Below are 17,257 nucleotides of genomic sequence, written 5' to 3' on the forward strand. Positions count from 1 at the left end.
CCCTTAGTGGTGCGTTGCACTATCCGTTTTGGCGGGTTGCTTGGCAGGCGGCAGAGATGCAGCCGGATCTGGAGAAGGCAGGCCAGCCATAAAGCGCACAATGCGCAGGCCTTCCTGAAGCTGGAAGTCTGTTGCGGGCTTGTCGTATTCAAACTCCGGCCAGTTTGCTGGCGGTTCGTTTGGAATATCCTTGGCAATGGCAGGCAGATCCGTGCGGGGCTGCGCCTTGGTCTGGTTGCCGCCCTGATTTTTCAGAATATGTTCCAGATCAGCTTCGCGCAGGCTGAAAGCTGGGTCTTCGCGCGTTTCCTTCACCACAATATCAGGTGTGATGCCCAGCGCCTGAATGGAGCGGCCAGAAGGGGTATAGTAACGCGCGGTGGTCAGCCGCACGGCACCATTACCCGGAATGGGGATAATGGACTGCACAGACCCCTTACCGAAGGAACGTGTGCCAACCAGCACCGCCCGGTGATGATCCTGCAATGCGCCGGAAACAATTTCGGAAGCAGAAGCGGAGCCACCGTTAATGAGCACTACCAGTGGCAGGCCATCTGTAATGTCGGTGCCGTGGGCATCCCAACGCTGGCTGTCTTTGGGGTTGCGCGAGCGGGTGGAAACAATTTCGCCCGAGCGGATGAAGTTGGAAGAGACATCCACAGCCTGATCTAACAGACCACCCGGATCATTCCGCAGATCCAGCACCAGCCCGGCTAGCTTGCCACCAGCCTGCTGCTTGAGGCTGTTATAAGCCTTCAGCAGTTCTTTTTCGGTGGTTTCGTTAAATTGTGCCACGCGGATGTAACCCACCCGGTCATACAGCGCAGATTTCACCACATCAATGTGAATCACTTCACGCGTTAGCGTCACCACAATCGGTTTGGGTGTTTTTTCGCGCACCAGTGTCAGGGTAATTTTGGTGTTGGCCTTGCCGCGCATTTTCTTCACGGCTTCATCCAGCGGTGTGCCGTCAATTGGGTGGCCATCTACGGCAATAATGTAATCACCCGGCTTGATGCCAGCCCGAAAACCCGGTGTGCCATCAATGGGGGACACAACGCGGATATGCCCATCCTGCTGCTGAAGCTCCAGACCAAGGCCGCCGAACTCGCCCTTCATCTGCACCATCATGTCATCATACTGTTTTTGCGTCATGTAGGAGCTGTGCGGGTCCAGCCCGCTCAACATGCCATTCAGCGCATTTGTAATCAGATCACGGTCTGAAACAGGTTCCACATACTGTTGGCGGATCATGTCCATAACCGTGCCAAACAGTGTGAGCAGCCGGTATGTTTCAGCATGGTTTGTGGTGGGTGTGGCATCTGGCGCAGTGGCAGCCTGCGCGGGGGAAGCTACAAGGGCAGAGCCAGAAAAGTGGCCCGGATGAAAAGCCAGGGCAAGGCCGGTTAAGGCAGTGGCGCCGAACATCAGACCTGTGCGGAACTTCATGCGATCGTCTCTCCTGTCGCAGGGCTGTATGTGGCCCTTGCGTGTTCTTCCTGTCTTTTCAGCCAGCACAATAGGGGTGTGGCCAAGGTTTTACGCGCATAACCAGATGTTCTGGCGTTGGTTGGGCAGAGTAACCTTTGTGCTCCGGCTTGGCAAAGTGCCAGCGTGTTTTCTGCCATTACAGAAACGGCGCGGGATTGATGGTTTTCTGCCCATGGCGCAACTGAATGAACAGCGTGCCAGAGCCTCTGGAACTGCCCATCTGTCCTATAGGTGCGCCCTTTGTCAAACTCTGGCCCATATCTACGGCCAGTCCGCTCAGGCCCGCCATGATAAAGCGGTAATGGCGGCCGCAATTTAAAATAAGCATTTGCCCATAGGTGCGGAACGGGGCTGCAAAATCCACAGTGCCAGCACAGGGGGCGCGCACACTGGCACCGGGAGGGGTGCGATATGTCATACCCGTAGCAGGGCCAGATTCGGTAGCAGACCCCCAAGTGGAAATAAGTGTGCCCGCAACGGGCCGCAGGCCAGACCCAGCAGAAGGATGTTCGGCCAGCCCAGGCCCCTGTGTTTTTACCATAGCGGCCATTTTACGGCGTGCGGCTTTTGCCCGCGCGGCCTCATGCGCGCGTTCTGCGGCAGCTATTTCCTTTTGCAGGGCAGATTCGGCCTGTGCCTGAAGGGCATCCAGTTTGGAAACAGCATCCTGCAAACTGGCCGCGCGTTGTGTTGCGGCCTGTAGCTGATGCGTGGTGCTGATGGCAGTGGCAGACGCCTGTTTTTGTGCTTCCCGCGCAAGGGCAGCTTGTTGGCGCACGGTATCGCGTTGGTGGGTTTGGGTTTGCTCAAGCTGGTTTAATTCAGCCAGCTTGTTTGTAAGCGTGGTATTTAATGCAGTCAGCCGCGCCTGACGGGCGCGCATGCCTTCGGCTTCCTGCTCCATCTGCCGCGAAAGCCCGCGCAAAACCAGAAAGCCGGTAATGGCATCACCCTGCGGCATGGGGGCAGCCAGCAAGGTATCCGATGGATAAAGGGAAAGACGCTCCGCCAAAGGCAGAATAGGGGCAAGCGCATGGGCATCTTGCACCAGGGCGGCCTGAAGGGATGCCTGCTCCTTTTTGACATCCGAAATCTGGTCTTGCAGATCAGCAATCTGCTGTTCTGTGCTTTGAAGTTGCGATGTGGCACTTACCGTTGCAGCAGAAAGTGAAAGCGCACGGTTTTTGGCTTCTGCCGCTGCGGCCTGAGCTGCCTCATTCTGGCTGCGAGATTGCGCAACTGCAGCAGCCTGTCGGGCTTTTTCCTGCTCCATGGCCTCATGCTGTGCATGGGCTGCATTGACGGCAGCCTGAGCTTCCCGCACCGATCGATCGGACATGACGGAAGGTTCTGCAGCCATTTTGCTTTTGCGCGTATGTGTGCTGCGGGTTTTGTTTTCCCGCGCAGATGTTTTGGCTGCAGTTTGTGTGGAATGATGTGCCGTAGCTGCTTTTTTATGGTGTGTGGTTGCAGCCTGTAAGGGCATTGCCGGATAGCCCGCCAGCAAAGTAGGGACTGCAACCAGAAGCGCCGTATATCCGGCCAGTTTTCCCCAGTGGGAAGAAGGGCAGACAGGGGAAGAAAAAGGCCGGATATGTTTCATTCAGCGTTCAAGCAGGGAAGAACCCGTCATTTCCGCAGGTTTTGGCAGGTTGAGAAGAGCCAGCAGCGTGGGGGCAATATCTGCCAGCCTACCGCCATCGCGCAGGGCGGATGCACCCGAACCATAGGCAATAAAGGGCACAAGGTTAAGTGTGTGCGATGTATGTGGCCCGCCGGTTTTTGGGTCTTTCATGGTTTCGCAGTTGCCATGATCCGCCGTGACCAATAGCGCGCCATGTTCTTCTGCTATGGCCTGCGCAATACGGCCCAAACCGGTATCCACGGCTTCCACTGCCTTTACGGCGGCATCCAGCTTGCCCGTATGCCCGACCATATCCGGGTTGGCAAAGTTGAGAACAAGCAAGTCGTATTCACCACTTTTAATGGCGGCTACGGCTTTGTCCGTCAGTTCCGGGGCAGACATTTCTGGCTGAAGATCATACGTGGCTACTTTGGGGGATGGCACCAGAATACGATCTTCCCCTTCAAACAGCATTTCGCGTCCACCGTTCATGAAGTAGGTGACGTGTGGGTATTTTTCTGTTTCCGCCATGCGGATTTGCTTGAGGCCTGCGCGGGAGACAACTTCGCCCAACAGGTTTGTCAGTTCCTCTGGCGGGAACAGAATGGACATGCGTTTGGAAAGCGTATCGCTGTAATGCGTCATGGCCACAGCAGCAGCAAACTGCACAACCTTGCCACGCGCAAAGCCATCGAAATCAGGCTCCAGCAGGGCGTCCATCAACTGGCGGATACGGTCTGCACGGAAGTTGAAGGAGAGAATGCCATCTCCATCCTTCATGCCGGTGTAGCCTTCCAGCACGGTGGGGATGATGAACTCATCCGAAATATCTGCCTGATAGGCGGCGTTTACCACATCTTCCGGCGTGGCAGCTTGCGGGCCTTCTGCGCTGACAATGGCGTTGTAGGCTTTTTCTACCCGGTCCCACCGTTTATCGCGGTCCATGGCGTAATAGCGGCCGGAAATGGTGGCGAGCTTTACGGAAGAAGGTAGATCAGCGCGGAGTTTTTTCAAAAACTCCTGCGCGGAGCGTGGGGCGGTATCGCGCCCATCTGTAAACAGGTGGAACGCCACTGGCACACCGGCTTGGGCAATAATATGCGCAAGAGCCGCAGCATGATCCTGATGAGAATGTACACCACCGGGAGAAACAAGGCCCATCAGGTGGCAGGTGCCGCCGGTTTTTTTTAGGGTGGCAATAAAGTTTTCCATCACCGGGTTGCGGGCAAGGTTGCCATCCCGGATGGCGGTGAAAATGCGCGGCAGTTCCTGCATCACCACACGGCCTGCACCAATATTCAGGTGCCCAACTTCGGAATTGCCCATTTGGCCTTCAGGCAGGCCAACATCTTCACCACTGGTGCGTACAAAGCTGTGCGGGCTGTTTTGCCACAGCTTATCAAAATTGGGGGTGCGAGCAATCTTCACCGCGTTGTCTGATTGATCCTCTCGCCATCCAAACCCATCAAGGATGACAAGCATAACTGGTCTTTTCTGTGGGTGCGATGTGGAGGTCATAGGTTAAGCCTTTTTATGTTTTTTGTTTATGCGTGAATAATGCCACCAAATTGCATGAAGACAAAGAGGGCAAGTGCAGCAGGTGCCCGTATGCCCAAACACAAAGGGCAGCCCCAATACTGGAGCTGCCCTTGTAAAAGCCTCAACACCTAAAAGTTTTCAGGCGCGGCGCACAATGTAAGATTTACCCAGTTCCTGCGTGATAAGGGCAGCGTGTTCTGGGTCTCGCGCTTCTATCATCACTTCCAACTGTGCTGCCTGCACGGAAGGTGCTGCAAACAGGCGCTGGTGCGAAACTTCGATAATATTGCCGCCAGCTTCCCCGATGCTTTTGGAAATATCGGCCAGAACACCGGGGCGGTCTGGAATTTCCATAATCAGGCGCAAAATGCGGCCATCACGCAGCATGGCGCGCAGCAGAGTGTTGGCCAGAATACGGCTATCAATGTTTCCGCCAGAAACAGGCAGGGCAACCTTTTTACCGCGGAACATATCCGGGTAAGTTAGCAGGGCAGCAAGCCCGGCAGCGCCTGCGCCTTCACTGACCTGCTTGGCACCTTCAGCCAGCAGGGTAATGGCGTTTTCAATAGCGGATTCAGAAACAACCAGAACCTGATCAACCAGCTTGCGGATGACTTCATCCGTCTGGCGGCCAATTTGCAGAACGGCAATACCTTCCGCAATGGTGGCGCCACCATTGGGGCGCGTGGCCGGGCCGGGGAAGGCACACAGGGAATCATACTTTTCCACCTGCACGCCAATCAGCTTGATATCCGGGCGCATGGCGCGGGCCGCCACAGCGCAGCCAGAAAGCAGGCCCCCACCACCAATAGGCACCACCAGCGCATCCAGCGGCCCAGCATCCTGGAAAAGCTCCAGCGCGCAGGTGCCTTGGCCCGCCATAACTGCGGGGTCATCATACGGGTGGATAAAGGTGCGGCCTTCACGCGCTTGCAGGTCTTCTGCAAACATCAGGGCTTCTGCAAAGCTTTCGCCTTCCAGAATAACACGGGCCCCCCAGTTGCGGGTACGCACCACTTTACCTGCCGGCGTAAACTTGGGCATGACAATAACGGCATCAATACCCAGCAGGCTGGCATGGCGGGCCACACCCTGCGCATGGTTGCCAGCGGATACGGCAATGACACCACGGCTGCGCTCTTCGGGGGAAAGCAGTGCCAGCTTGTTGGCGGCACCACGCTCCTTGAACGACCCGACAGCCTGAAGGTTTTCAAGCTTAAGGGTAATATCAGCCCCGGTTGCCTTGGAAAGCGCATGGGAAGCAATGGTGGGCGTGCGGATCACATTGCCACGGATACGATCTGCCGCGGCTGTGACATCCTCAAACGTGATCATATTAGATGAATTTGACGGAAAGGATTTCGTAAGTCCGATCTCCGCCCGGTGCGGGCACAGAAACGGTATCGCCTTCTTCCTTGCCAATCAGCGCCTTGGCAAGTGGGGAGGAAATGGAAATTTTATGCTGTTTGATGTCTGCTTCGTGCAGGCCAACAATCTGGTACGTAATTTCCTTGTCCGTATCTTCGTCCACAAGGCACACAGTAGCCCCAAACTTGACCTGTTTGCCGGAAAGGGAAGTGGGCTCAATAACTTCTGCAGTGGAAATAAGTTCTTCCAGTTCCAGAATACGGCCTTCAATAAAGGACTGTCGTTCTCGTGCTGCGTGATATTCCGCATTTTCAGAAAGATCGCCGTGGCTACGGGCTTCCGCAATGGCGCGGATAACTGCCGGACGTTCTTCTGATTTCAGCTTGCGCAGCTCATCTTCTAGCTGCAGCAGGCCCTTGCCCGTCATTGGAGTTTTCTGCAAGACGCATCCCCAGACTTAAAAAAGCAGCCGGAACCAGCGGGTTCCGGCGCAAAAGTTAAACAGTTACACGGGCAAGGCATAACCTGCAAAAGCAGGCTGCCACCCGAACATGGCTAAGGAGGCGCGGGCAGGTTATGCTCGCGCCTTTAGCTTAGAATGTTCCACTAAAGTATGACTGAAGTGGCGCAACATCAAGCGGTCCTTCACGCATTGCCGCAATTGCATGAATTGCAGCCCGCGCGCCGGCCATCGTGGTGTAGTGCGGAATACCCAGCACAAGGGCAGAGCGGCGGATATCAAAACTGTCTGCCACAGACTGCGCACCCTGTGCCGTGTTGATAACCATCTGCACCTCACCAGAGCGAATGGCATCCACACAATGTGGGCGGCCTTCCAGCACCTTGTTCACAAGGTTCACCTCAATACCGGAATCGCGCAGCTTTTTGGCTGTGCCGCGGGTGGCCATAATACGGAAACCCATGGAAGCCAGCAGGCGGCCCAGCGGTGGCAGTTGGGGCTTGTCACTTTCACGCACGGAAAGGAACACCGTGCCGGAGGTTGGCAGCTTAACGCCAGCCCCAAGCTGGGATTTGGCAAAGGCGCGCTCGAAGGATGTATCCAGCCCCATGACTTCACCCGTGGAGCGCATTTCTGGCCCCAGAATGGTGTCCACTTCCGCAAAGCGGTTGAAGGGGAATACGGCTTCCTTCACCGCAACATGCGGCACCACGGCTCGGTCATCCAGATTGAAGCCGGAAAGTTTGGCGCCTGCCATAACGCGCGCACCAATCTTGGCCACCGGCACACCCGTTGCCTTGGCCACAAATGGCACGGTGCGGGATGCGCGTGGGTTTACCTCAAGAACAAAGATTTCCTGATCCTTGATGGCGTACTGCACGTTCATCAGGCCCACAATGCCCAGTTCCCGCGCCATGGCTTCTGTCTGGGCTTTCAGCTCAGTTACAATCGCGGGGGAGAGGGTATAGGGCGGCAGGGCGCAAGCACTATCGCCAGAGTGGATGCCTGCTTCTTCAATGTGTTCCATCACGCCAGCCACATACACATCCGTGCCGTCTGCAATGCAGTCCACATCAGCTTCAATGGCTTCGTTCAGGTAACGATCAAGCAGGATCGGGCCGGAGGAAATATCGTGCCCGGCCATTGTCAGCACATCGCGCATGTAGCGCTGCAGGCCGTTACGGTCGTACACAATTTCCATGGCGCGGCCACCCAGCACGTAGGAAGGGCGCACCACAACCGGATAGCCAACTTTTTCGGCCACGGCTTCGGCTTCTTCCGGCGTACGGGCAATGCCGTTTTCTGGCTGGCGCAGGCCCAGCTTGTGCAGCATGGTCTGGAAGCGTTCACGGTCTTCCGCCCGGTCAATGGCATCTGCCGGGGTGCCCAGCAGCGGAATACCTGCGGCTTCCAGAGCGCGGGAAAGTTTAAGAGGTGTCTGCCCGCCATACTGCACAATGCAGCCCTTAACCGTACCTTTCTGCTGTTCGCAGCGGATAAGGGAGATCACGTCTTCAGCCGTCAGTGGTTCAAAATACAGACGGTCGGAGGTGTCATAGTCGGTAGAAACCGTTTCCGGGTTACAGTTGACCATGATGGTTTCATAACCGGCTTCACGCAGGGCGTAAGCGGCATGAACACAGCAGTAATCGAACTCAATACCCTGCCCGATACGGTTGGGGCCACCACCCAGAATAACAATCTTTTCCCGGTCTGTCGGGTTGGATTCACAGGTTGGCGGCGCAAACTGCCCTTCGTAGGTGGAATACATATACGGGGTGGAGGATGCGAACTCACCCGCACAGGTATCAATGCGCTTGTAAACCGGTGTCACACCAGCTTCCGCCCGCAGTTTGGCCACTTCTTCAGGCTGCGTGCCAGACAGGCGGGAAAGCTGCACGTCTGAGAAGCCAAGGGCCTTCAGGTGGCGCAGGCTCTGGGCATCCTTCGGCAGGCCGTGGTTTTCCACTTCCCGTTCTGCGTGAATGATTTTTTCCATTTCACGCAGGAACCAAGGCTCAAACTTGCAGGCTTCGTGGATGTCATCCACGGAAAGGCCCGCACGCAGCGCCTGTGCCGCCATAAGGATACGTTCTGGCTTGGGCTGGGAAAGAGCCGCGCGGAAGGCATCTTCTCCACCATCACCGGGCTGTTCCACTGGGTCCAGCCCGTGCAGGCCGGTTTCCATGGAGCGCAGACCTTTCTGCAAGGCTTCAGGGAAGGAGCGGCCAATGGCCATGGCTTCCCCAACCGATTTCATGGAGGTGGAGAGCAGAGCCGGTGCGCCGGGGAACTTTTCAAACGTAAAGCGCGGGATCTTCACCACCACATAGTCAATGGTGGGTTCGAAGGAGGCCGGGGTGGTGCGCGTGATGTCGTTTTTTAGCTCATCCAGCGTGTAGCCAACGGCCAGCTTGGCCGCCACTTTGGCAATGGGGAAGCCCGTTGCCTTGGATGCCAGCGCAGAGGAGCGAGACACACGGGGGTTCATTTCAATCACCACCATGCGGCCGTCTTTGGGGTTGATCCCAAACTGCACGTTGGAACCACCCGTTTCCACGCCAATGGCCCGCAGGCAGGCAATGGAGGCATCACGCATGCGCTGATATTCTTTGTCAGTCAGCGTGAGTGCCGGGGCAACTGTGATGGAATCACCCGTATGCACACCCATTGGGTCAATGTTTTCAATAGAGCAGATGATAATGCAGTTGTCCGCCTTATCGCGCACAACTTCCATTTCATACTCTTTCCAGCCCAGCACGGATTCTTCCACCAGTACTTCCGTGGTGGGGGAGGCATCCAGCCCGGAAAGCACGATCTGGTCGAACTCTTCACGGTTATAGGCAATGCCACCGCCGGAACCACCCATGGTGAAGGATGGGCGGATAATGGACGGAAAGCCAATCTGCTTGAGCGCATCGTGCGCTTCTGCCAGCGTGTGGGCAATAAAGCTGCGCGGGCTTTCAATGCCAATGGCATCCATGGTTTCGCGGAACTTCTGACGGTCTTCCGCCCGGTCAATCACCTCGGCGTCTGCGCCAATCAGTTCCACGTTGTGCTTGGTTAAAAAGCCCGAAGCATGCAGCGCCATAGCGGTGTTCAGCGCTGTCTGGCCACCCATGGTGGGCAGCACGGCATCTGGCTTTTCCTTAAGGATAATGCGTTCCACCACTTCCGGCGTAATGGGTTCCACATAGGTGGCGTCCGCAAGGCCGGGGTCTGTCATAATGGTGGCTGGGTTGGAGTTTACCAGAATAACCCGGTAGCCTTCTTCCCGCAGGGCCTTACAGGCCTGTGCGCCAGAGTAATCGAACTCGCACGCCTGCCCGATAACAATAGGGCCAGCGCCGATGATGAGGATGGAGCGGATGTCTGTCCGTTTGGGCATGATACGTTCGTTCCCGTTATTTCTTGGCGCTGTTAAGGTCGATCAGGGTGACAAAGCGTTTGAACAGATAGAAGCTGTCAGACGGGCCGGGGCTGGCTTCGGGGTGATACTGCACGGAAAACGCCGGATACTTGTCTGATGCCAGGCCTTCGTTTGATCCATCAAACAGGCTGACATGCGTGACGTGAGCATCGGCTGGCAGGGTGTCGGCATCCACGGCAAAACCGTGGTTCTGGCTGGTAATTTCCACCCGTTTGGTGGCCAGATCCTGCACCGGCTGGTTGGCCCCGCGGTGGCCGCGTTCCATCTTGTAGGTTTTTGCACCCAGTGCACGGGCCAGAAGCTGATGGCCCAGGCAGATGCCAAACAGTGGCACACCGGCATCCAGCACAGCTTTAATGGCAGGTACGGCATATGTAGCTGTTGCTGCCGGATCACCCGGGCCGTTGGAAAGGAACACACCTTCCGGCTTAAGGGCCAGAATTTCTTCACCCGTGGTGGTGGCGGGCACAACGGTTACATCACATCCAGCAGCCACAAGGCAGCGCAGGATGTTACGTTTTGCACCGTAATCCACAGCCACAACCTTGCGGCGGTTTGTGGGGGCTTCCTTGCTGCCTGTGGGCCATTCCCACACGCTTTCTGTCCATGCATATGGGGTAGAGCAGGTAACTTCCTTGGCAAGATCCATGCCTTCAAGGCCGGGCCATGCTTTGGCTTCTGCCAAAACAGCGTCCAGATCAAACTTGCCATCCTGCGGGAAAACCAGCGCGGCTGTTTGCGCACCCTTGTCCCGGATTTTCAGGGTGAGGGAACGGGTATCCACACCAGCAATGCCGGAAACACCGCGTTCCTTCAGCCACGCATCAAGGCTTTCTGTTGCGCGCCAGTTGGCCGGTGCTGTGGGGTCTTCCTTCACTACAAGGCCGCGGGCAAACACTTTTGCGGCTTCATCATCTTCAGCATTCGCGCCCACATTGCCGATATGGGGGAAGGTGAAGGTAATGATCTGCCCGGCAAAAGATGGATCAGTCAGTGTTTCCTGATACCCGGTCATGCCGGTTGAAAAGCAGATTTCGCCAATGGAGGGTTTGGAGGTAAAAGCGCCAAAGCCTTTCCCCCACAATACGGTTCCATCTGCGAGAACAAGCGCGGCGGTGGCGCCATCGGGGCGGGCGTCGGGCATGGATGATCCTGTCTTGCTGTCTCCCGCATGGGGGGAGGGTCGGTCTGTCGGAATGGGCTGGAGGTCTTCCAGGGAAAGGCCTGTGGCCTGCGCAATAACTGGCCAATGGCGGGGCGGAATAGCCTGCGCCTGCCGCCATTTGCGGATGGCTTCTGTGCCAACGCCTGTCAGCTTGGCTGTGGCGTCTGGGCCGCCAATCCGGGCGATAATGGTATCTATGGACAAGGGCATGTGCGTGCTTGTGCCTCCCGAAGCCGTCTTCTAGCACTCGATTTCCTAGGTGGGAAGAAATTTCCCACGCGCAAGATGCAGTGGTGTAAGTGGGTGGGAAGTTTTTTCCCGCAGTGTTGCATACGTGCCGCGCAGGGCGGAGTGGCACTTTAATTTCCAGCCTGAATGTTCTTTTTACGAAACCCAGTGATATGGTGCGCCCGATTGCAGCACAGAAAGAGCGGAGCATATGGAAATGACATTACGTGAACGCCTGATGGCAGACCTGAAAACAGCCATGAAAGCAGGCGAAAGCGCCCGTGTGGCCACAATCCGGATGATTACGGCCAAGCTGAAGGATGTGGAAATTGCAGGCCGTGCCAAAGGGCAGGAAGGTCTGAATGAAAACGAAGCCATTGCCGCATTGCGCGGAATGGTAAAGTCTCGCACGGAATCTGCTGGCATGTGCCGTGATGGCGGTCGCCCCGAACTGGCGGAAAAGGAAGAGGCGGAAATTGACGTTATCCGTGGCTATCTGCCGCCAGAAATGGATGAAGCTTCCCTGAAGGCCGCGGTGGATGAAGCCGTTGCTACCGTAAAAGCCGAAAGCCTGAAGGATATGGGCAAGGTGATGGCGGAACTTAAAAACAAGTTCGGCGTAGCGCTGGATATGGGCAAAGCCAGTGCTGCTGTCAAAGCGCGTCTGGGCTAAGCGTTTTTTAACGTCATATTGCAGAAATTAAGTATCGGCCCGATCTGGGGTGGCTTTGTGCTGCTTGGTCGGGCCGCTTGATGAAACGGACAGTCAATGGCGATTGATTCAGCTTTTCTGGATGAATTGCGGGCCCGCACGCCCATTGCGTCCGTTGTGGGGCGCAGGGTCAAGCTGGCCCGCTCCGGGCGGAACTGGAAAGGGTGCTGCCCCTTCCACGGTGAAAAAACACCTTCCTTTTATGTTTATGATGATCACTTCCACTGCTTTGGCTGCGGTGTGCATGGAGATGTCATCTCCTTTGTCATGCAGATGGAGGGCAAGAACTTCCCCGAGGCTGTAGAGGAATTAGCCTCCAGCGCGGGCATGGAAGTGCCAAAGGATACGCGCCGTACGCAGGAAGAAGTGGCGCATGTGCGCTCGCTGGAAGACGTGTTGGCTGCTACGCAGGAAATCTGGTCTCACGCTTTATACAAACCGGAGGGCCGCGCCGGGTTGGATTACCTGCTGGGGCGTGGCCTCACGCGGGAAACGCTGGAAACCTTCGGCTTGGGTTGGGCGAGTGAGAGACGGGGAGAACTGGTTTCTGCTCTCGCACCCAAAGGCATTACGCCCGAGATGATGGCCGAAGCCGGCCTGATGCGGGTGGATGAGCACGGGCACCCCAAGGGTGAGTTGTTCTGGGGGCGCGTTACTTTTCCCATTCGGGATCGCAAAGGGCGGCTGGTTTCCTTTGGTGGGCGTATTCTGGGTGATGGGCAGCCCAAATACCTCAATGGGCCGGAAACCCCTGTTTTTTCCAAGCGGCGGTTGTTGTTCGGGTTGGACCGTGCCCGTGCGGCTGTGCGTGCGCCACGCCCCAAAGGTATGTTGGCGCCGGATCTGGTGGTGGTGGAAGGGTATATGGATGTTATTGCCCTGCATCAGGCCGGTTTTACGGGGGCCGTGGCCCCGCTGGGTACGGCGCTCACGCCTGAGCAGCTAGAGGCGCTCTGGCAGGTCGATCGGGCACCCATCCTGTGTTTTGATGGGGATGCAGCCGGACGCAGGGCGGCAGTTAAGGCGGCAGAAACGGGCTTGCCACTGCTCAAGCAGGATTACTTCCTGCGCATTTGCCTGCTGCCAGATGGGGAAGATCCAGACAGTCTGGTGCGCACGCGCGGGCGGCAGGCTGTTGCAGAGATGTTTGCCGCAGCGCAGCCTTTATCCGAAGTGCTGTTTGATCTGCTGAGCGCTGGCATTAACAATCCGGGGCCAGAAGAACGCGCAGCCCTGCGGCGCAGGCTGACGGAAGTTGCCGCCCTTATTCCAGATAAAATGCTGGCGTCTGAATATCGCTCCACATTGCTGGATCGGTTTTTTACAACTTTCCGGCGTGGCGGTGGCGGTAAATGGAATGGGCCGCAGGGGCGCAAAAGCAATGCACCTGCCTCGGTGCCCGGTGCTGTGCCTGTCAATATGGACCAAACACGGGAGCGCCAGCGCCTGATGCTGGAGTTGCTGCTGTTTCATCCTGTGTTGGTGCCGGAGGTGGAGGAAGCTCTGTGCCGGCTGGATTTACCCGAAGAATTTGCCGAGGTGCGCGCTCTTTTGCTGGACCTTTCTGCCGAGGGTGAGTTGCCAGACAATGCTGCGGCACTATATGCATGGTTACAGGCGGAAGGGGCGGAGGAAACCATTCGCGCTGTCATGCGTGAAAGCTACTCTGCGATGTCGGAAAGTGATGCAGAAGACCCTGCGCACACTGTTGCGGCAAGAACACAGTGGTGGCATTTTTATGGTTTGCTCTACGGGCCGCAATTTATTCAGGAAGTAAATCGTGAGATTGCGCGTTTTGTTGAAAAAGGCGGAGATTCCGCTGAATGGCAACGGTTACAGGCGCGGCTAGAGGCAATGGAACGCCTGAAACGCGGCGGTGTGGACGACACCGAGCTATAAGACAACAAATGTGTTCAGGGCGTGTTCCCCTTGACTTCACGCGCAGGATATCCCACGTCCTGCCCGCCCTGAAAAGAGAGCAGTACATAGTAAACTGGTCGTTCTGCATTCTGTTCGGATGCGGGCGGGGAGGAGCAGGTCTGGCATGGCGACAAAAACGGCATCAACCAACGCAGCGCAGGAACAGGATGGTGATACCACCCTGCTTGATACGCGGTCTTCTGCAGTCAAAAAACTGATTGCCAAAGGGCGTGAGCGCGGGTGCATCACGTTTGATGAGCTAAATGCCGTTCTCCCGCAGGACAAAATGTCTTCTGAGCAGATTGAAGACATTATGGCCGTGCTGTCTGAAATGGGTATTCAGGTTGTCGAGAACGAAGATAACGACAACGAGGAAACTGAACCCAAGAAAGCCGCTGCTGAAAGCGATGACGCAGAGGAAGAAGCCGAGGCTGAAACCGAAGCGGAAGCCGAAAGCCCAACCGGTAATGTAAATGCCGAAAGCGTAGGCCGTACGGATGACCCCGTGCGTATGTATCTGCGTGAAATGGGCACGGTGGAACTGCTCTCTCGTGAGGGCGAAATTGCCATTGCCAAGCGGATTGAGGCTGGCCGTGATGAAATGATTGGCGGCTTGTGTGAAAGCCCGCTGACATTCCGCGCCATCATCTCTTGGCATGAGATGATCCGTAACAATGAAATGCTGCTGCGTGACATTGTGGATCTGGAAGCCATGCAAAGTGGTGGCAACCCGCTGGAAGAGGGCGGAGACGGCACGTTTAACGAAGCCGAATCCGATTCTGAAGCGGAAGAAGCCGAAGAGCCAGAAGCCGAGGGCGAAGGCGATATTGAGAGCGAAGGCAGTGGCCTTTCCCTTTCTGCGCTGGAAGAAAAGCTCAAGCCGGAAATTCTTGCGCATTTTGATGAGATCGAACCGCTTTATGCCGAACTGCGCAAGTTGCAGGTGCAGCGGATTGAAGCCCTGACATCTGGTGAAGATGTTGATGGCAATTTTGAAGAAAGTTACGTTGCCCTGCGTGAAAAGCTGGTGGGCAAGGTAGAGCAGGTTCACCTGCACAATAACCGGATTGAAGATCTGGTGGCCCAGCTCAAGCAGATGTTCCAGAAGCTGAACATGCTGGAAGGGCGTATGCTGCGTCTGGCAGAAAGCTGCCGTGTCTCACGTGAAGATTTCTTGCTGAAATACCGTGGCCGTGAGCTTGATCCGGGCTGGATGGACATGGTTTCCGGCCTGTCTGGTCGTTCATGGAAGAACTTTGTGGCCAAGCACGCCAATACGGTGGTTGGTCTGCGTGATCAGGTTGCACAGTTGGCGCAGGAAACGGGTTTGCCAATTGGTGAATTCCGCCGTGTGTATGCAACGGTTGCGCGTGGTGAGCGTGATTCTGCGCGTGCTAAAAAGGAAATGATTGAAGCCAACCTGCGCTTGGTTATTTCCATTGCCAAAAAATACACCAACCGCGGCCTTCAATTCCTTGATCTGATTCAGGAAGGCAATATCGGCCTGATGAAGGCGGTGGATAAGTTTGAATACCGCCGTGGTTACAAGTTCTCCACCTATGCAACGTGGTGGATCAGGCAGGCGATTACGCGCTCCATTGCGGATCAGGCCCGTACAATCCGTATTCCGGTGCATATGATCGAAACGATCAATAAGCTGGTGCGCACCTCTCGCCAGATGCTGCATGAAATCGGGCGTGAACCTGCACCGGAAGAGCTGGCTGAAAAGCTGGGTATGCCGCTGGAAAAAGTGCGCAAGGTGCTGAAAATTGCCAAGGAGCCCATCTCCCTCGAAACCCCGATCGGGGATGAGGAAGATAGCCATCTGGGTGATTTCATCGAGGATAAAACAGCTATTATCCCGCTGGATGCCGCTATCCAGACCAATCTGCGTGAAGCCACAACCCGCGTTCTGGCCTCTCTTACTCCGCGTGAAGAACGCGTGCTGCGTATGCGTTTTGGTATTGGCATGAACACCGATCATACGCTGGAAGAAGTTGGCCAGCAGTTTAACGTAACGCGTGAACGTATCCGCCAGATTGAAGCCAAGGCTCTGCGTAAGCTCAAACATCCAAGCCGTAGCCGTAAGCTGCGTTCCTTCCTGGATGATAACTGATCTAAACTTTAACGCCGAATCCACAACGCGCATGAAGGTGGTTGTTACCTTCATGCGCATGTTTTCTCCGCCCCGACACGCACCTCTGGCTTTGCCAGAAGGATGGCATGTGCAGGAGCATCTTCGGCCCGATGTGGCTGGGTATCGGCTTTTGCAGGATCGGGTGGGGCGAGACTATTGCTGGTGGATGCGGCAGGCAGCATCAGATGCCACCTTGGCGCGTTTTCTGGAAACAGCGCCTGTAAACATTGGCCTGTTGCGGCAAAAACAGCAGATCCGAGGTTTTTTTGAGCTGGATCTGGCAGACCCGCAATCTGTAAACCTTTCTTATTTCGGTCTTTTTCCCGAAGCGATTGGCCAAGGGGTCGGGCGCGCTTTTCTGGATAATGTGCTGCGTTTAGCATGGCAGGGTGGCCCGCACTCTGTGCGCGTGAACACCTGCACGGCAGATCATCCGCGGGCTTTGGCGCTGTATCAGCAGGCAGGCTTCAAGGTTATGCGCCGCGTGCAAGAGATATGGGATGTGCCAGATCGGCTTGGCATTCCCGTTCCTCAGCATTTGCGTGTGTGAATCTCTCTTGCTTTTGCCGCGTAAATATGATTGAGACTGCTCTTTCCCTGCCGGGTTCATGGCATTGGCCCGGCTATACCCGCAGCTTCAGATTTTAAAACTCTGTAGCACCGTAGGCCGGAACGGTTCGGCACGGGTGGGTTGATTGTATCCGAAGGGAGTCAACATGCCACTTTATGAAACCGTGCTGATTGCGCGGAATGATATTTCCCAGCAGCAGGTGGATGCCATTCTTGATGGTATTGCCGCCCAGATCGAAGCCGATGGCGGTGCCGTGCGCAAGCGCGAGTACTGGGGCCTGCGTAGCCTTGCCTATCGTATCAAAAAGAACCGCAAGGGCCACTATGCCCTTCTGGGTCTGGAAGCACGTTCCGAACTGGTGAAAGAAATTGAACGCCAGCTCGCTCTGAACGAAGACGTTCTGCGTCTGATGACCCTGCGCGTTGAAGAAATCGACGAAACTCCGTCTCCGGTTCTGTCCCGCAAGGGTGATGACCGTGGTGACCGTGGCGGCTTCCGTGGTCCCAAGCAGGCCGGTGGTCGTTTTGAAAGTGGCCGTGGCCGTCGCAGCGGTGGTGAAGACCGCAGCAACGCCGAACAGCCAGCTGACAACGCAGCAGCGGAGTAATCCAG

Annotated in this window: 12 protein-coding genes; 5 read left to right on the forward strand and 7 right to left on the reverse strand. The window is 56.2% G+C overall.

The window, feature by feature from the left end:
* Positions 1 to 3: 3 nt before the first annotated feature.
* The 7 genes from APA10_RS13160 to carA all read right to left on the reverse strand — a co-directional run bounded on the left by APA10_RS13160 (position 4) and on the right by carA (position 11,287).
* Positions 4 to 1,449 carry a S41 family peptidase gene (locus APA10_RS13160; protein WP_003622806.1) on the reverse strand — a complete coding sequence of 482 codons (1,446 nt, stop codon included), beginning with the start codon at positions 1,447 to 1,449 and terminating at the stop codon, positions 4 to 6.
* Positions 1,450 to 1,627: 178 nt separating this feature from the next.
* On the reverse strand, positions 1,628 to 3,094 hold the full coding sequence (locus APA10_RS13165) for a murein hydrolase activator EnvC family protein (protein WP_003628194.1): 1,467 nt from the start codon (positions 3,092 to 3,094) through the stop codon (positions 1,628 to 1,630).
* Entirely contained in the window at positions 3,095 to 4,633 is a 1,539-nt protein-coding gene (gene gpmI / locus APA10_RS13170) for a 2,3-bisphosphoglycerate-independent phosphoglycerate mutase (protein WP_035365439.1), read from the reverse strand.
* 159 nt (positions 4,634 to 4,792) lie between these two features.
* On the reverse strand, positions 4,793 to 5,989 hold the full coding sequence (locus tag APA10_RS13175) for a threonine ammonia-lyase (protein WP_003628190.1): 1,197 nt from the start codon (positions 5,987 to 5,989) through the stop codon (positions 4,793 to 4,795).
* A 1-nt stretch (position 5,990) separates the two neighbouring features.
* On the reverse strand, positions 5,991 to 6,464 hold the full coding sequence (gene greA / locus APA10_RS13180) for a transcription elongation factor GreA (RefSeq protein ID WP_012812785.1): 474 nt from the start codon (positions 6,462 to 6,464) through the stop codon (positions 5,991 to 5,993).
* Positions 6,465 to 6,615: 151 nt separating this feature from the next.
* Positions 6,616 to 9,870: a carbamoyl-phosphate synthase large subunit gene (gene carB / locus APA10_RS13185; protein WP_003628187.1), complete on the reverse strand. Its 3,255-nt coding sequence runs from the start codon at positions 9,868 to 9,870 to the stop codon at positions 6,616 to 6,618.
* Between the two features lie 16 nt (positions 9,871 to 9,886).
* Positions 9,887 to 11,287, reverse strand: a complete 1,401-nt coding sequence (gene carA, locus APA10_RS13190) for a glutamine-hydrolyzing carbamoyl-phosphate synthase small subunit (RefSeq protein WP_003628185.1) — start codon at positions 11,285 to 11,287, stop codon at positions 9,887 to 9,889.
* Between the two features lie 235 nt (positions 11,288 to 11,522).
* Here carA and APA10_RS13195 point away from each other — a divergent pair, with 235 nt between their 5' ends.
* The 5 genes from APA10_RS13195 to rpsF all read left to right on the forward strand — a co-directional run bounded on the left by APA10_RS13195 (position 11,523) and on the right by rpsF (position 17,252).
* Positions 11,523 to 11,978 carry a GatB/YqeY domain-containing protein gene (locus tag APA10_RS13195; protein ID WP_003628181.1) on the forward strand — a complete coding sequence of 152 codons (456 nt, stop codon included), beginning with the start codon at positions 11,523 to 11,525 and terminating at the stop codon, positions 11,976 to 11,978.
* A 96-nt stretch (positions 11,979 to 12,074) separates the two neighbouring features.
* On the forward strand, positions 12,075 to 13,916 hold the full coding sequence (dnaG, locus tag APA10_RS13200; RefSeq protein ID WP_003628179.1) for a DNA primase: 1,842 nt from the start codon (positions 12,075 to 12,077) through the stop codon (positions 13,914 to 13,916).
* Positions 13,917 to 14,061: 145 nt separating this feature from the next.
* On the forward strand, positions 14,062 to 16,053 hold the full coding sequence (rpoD, locus tag APA10_RS13205; protein WP_003628177.1) for an RNA polymerase sigma factor RpoD: 1,992 nt from the start codon (positions 14,062 to 14,064) through the stop codon (positions 16,051 to 16,053).
* Complete coding sequence (locus tag APA10_RS13210; RefSeq protein ID WP_035365437.1) at positions 16,043 to 16,624, forward strand: GNAT family N-acetyltransferase; 582 nt, start codon at positions 16,043 to 16,045, stop codon at positions 16,622 to 16,624. Before rpoD ends, APA10_RS13210 begins: the two co-directional genes overlap by 11 nt.
* Before the next feature lie 166 nt (positions 16,625 to 16,790).
* Positions 16,791 to 17,252 (forward strand): 30S ribosomal protein S6, encoded by a 462-nt coding sequence (gene rpsF / locus APA10_RS13215; protein WP_003622834.1) that lies wholly within the window; start codon positions 16,791 to 16,793, stop codon positions 17,250 to 17,252.
* Positions 17,253 to 17,257 lie beyond the last annotated feature (5 nt).

It is taken from the genome of Acetobacter pasteurianus subsp. pasteurianus LMG 1262 = NBRC 106471, assembly GCF_000285275.1.
GTDB lineage: Bacteria > Pseudomonadota > Alphaproteobacteria > Acetobacterales > Acetobacteraceae > Acetobacter > Acetobacter pasteurianus.

Excerpts from the sequence above, each read along its gene's own strand:
- APA10_RS13160 (WP_003622806.1), bottom strand. The coding sequence starts at position 1,449 with ATGAAGTTCCGCACAGGTCTGATGTTCGGCGCCACTGCCTTAACCGGC.
- APA10_RS13165 (WP_003628194.1), bottom strand. The coding sequence starts at position 3,094 with ATGAAACATATCCGGCCTTTTTCTTCCCCTGTCTGCCCTTCTTCCCAC.
- gpmI (WP_035365439.1), bottom strand. The coding sequence starts at position 4,633 with ATGACCTCCACATCGCACCCACAGAAAAGACCAGTTATGCTTGTCATC.
- APA10_RS13175 (WP_003628190.1), bottom strand. The coding sequence starts at position 5,989 with ATGATCACGTTTGAGGATGTCACAGCCGCGGCAGATCGTATCCGTGGC.
- carB (WP_003628187.1), bottom strand. The coding sequence starts at position 9,870 with ATGCCCAAACGGACAGACATCCGCTCCATCCTCATCATCGGCGCTGGC.
- carA (WP_003628185.1), bottom strand. The coding sequence starts at position 11,287 with ATGCCCTTGTCCATAGATACCATTATCGCCCGGATTGGCGGCCCAGAC.
- APA10_RS13195 (WP_003628181.1), top strand. The coding sequence starts at position 11,523 with ATGACATTACGTGAACGCCTGATGGCAGACCTGAAAACAGCCATGAAA.
- dnaG (WP_003628179.1), top strand. The coding sequence starts at position 12,075 with ATGGCGATTGATTCAGCTTTTCTGGATGAATTGCGGGCCCGCACGCCC.
- rpoD (WP_003628177.1), top strand. The coding sequence starts at position 14,062 with ATGGCGACAAAAACGGCATCAACCAACGCAGCGCAGGAACAGGATGGT.
- APA10_RS13210 (WP_035365437.1), top strand. The coding sequence starts at position 16,043 with ATGATAACTGATCTAAACTTTAACGCCGAATCCACAACGCGCATGAAG.
- rpsF (WP_003622834.1), top strand. The coding sequence starts at position 16,791 with ATGCCACTTTATGAAACCGTGCTGATTGCGCGGAATGATATTTCCCAG.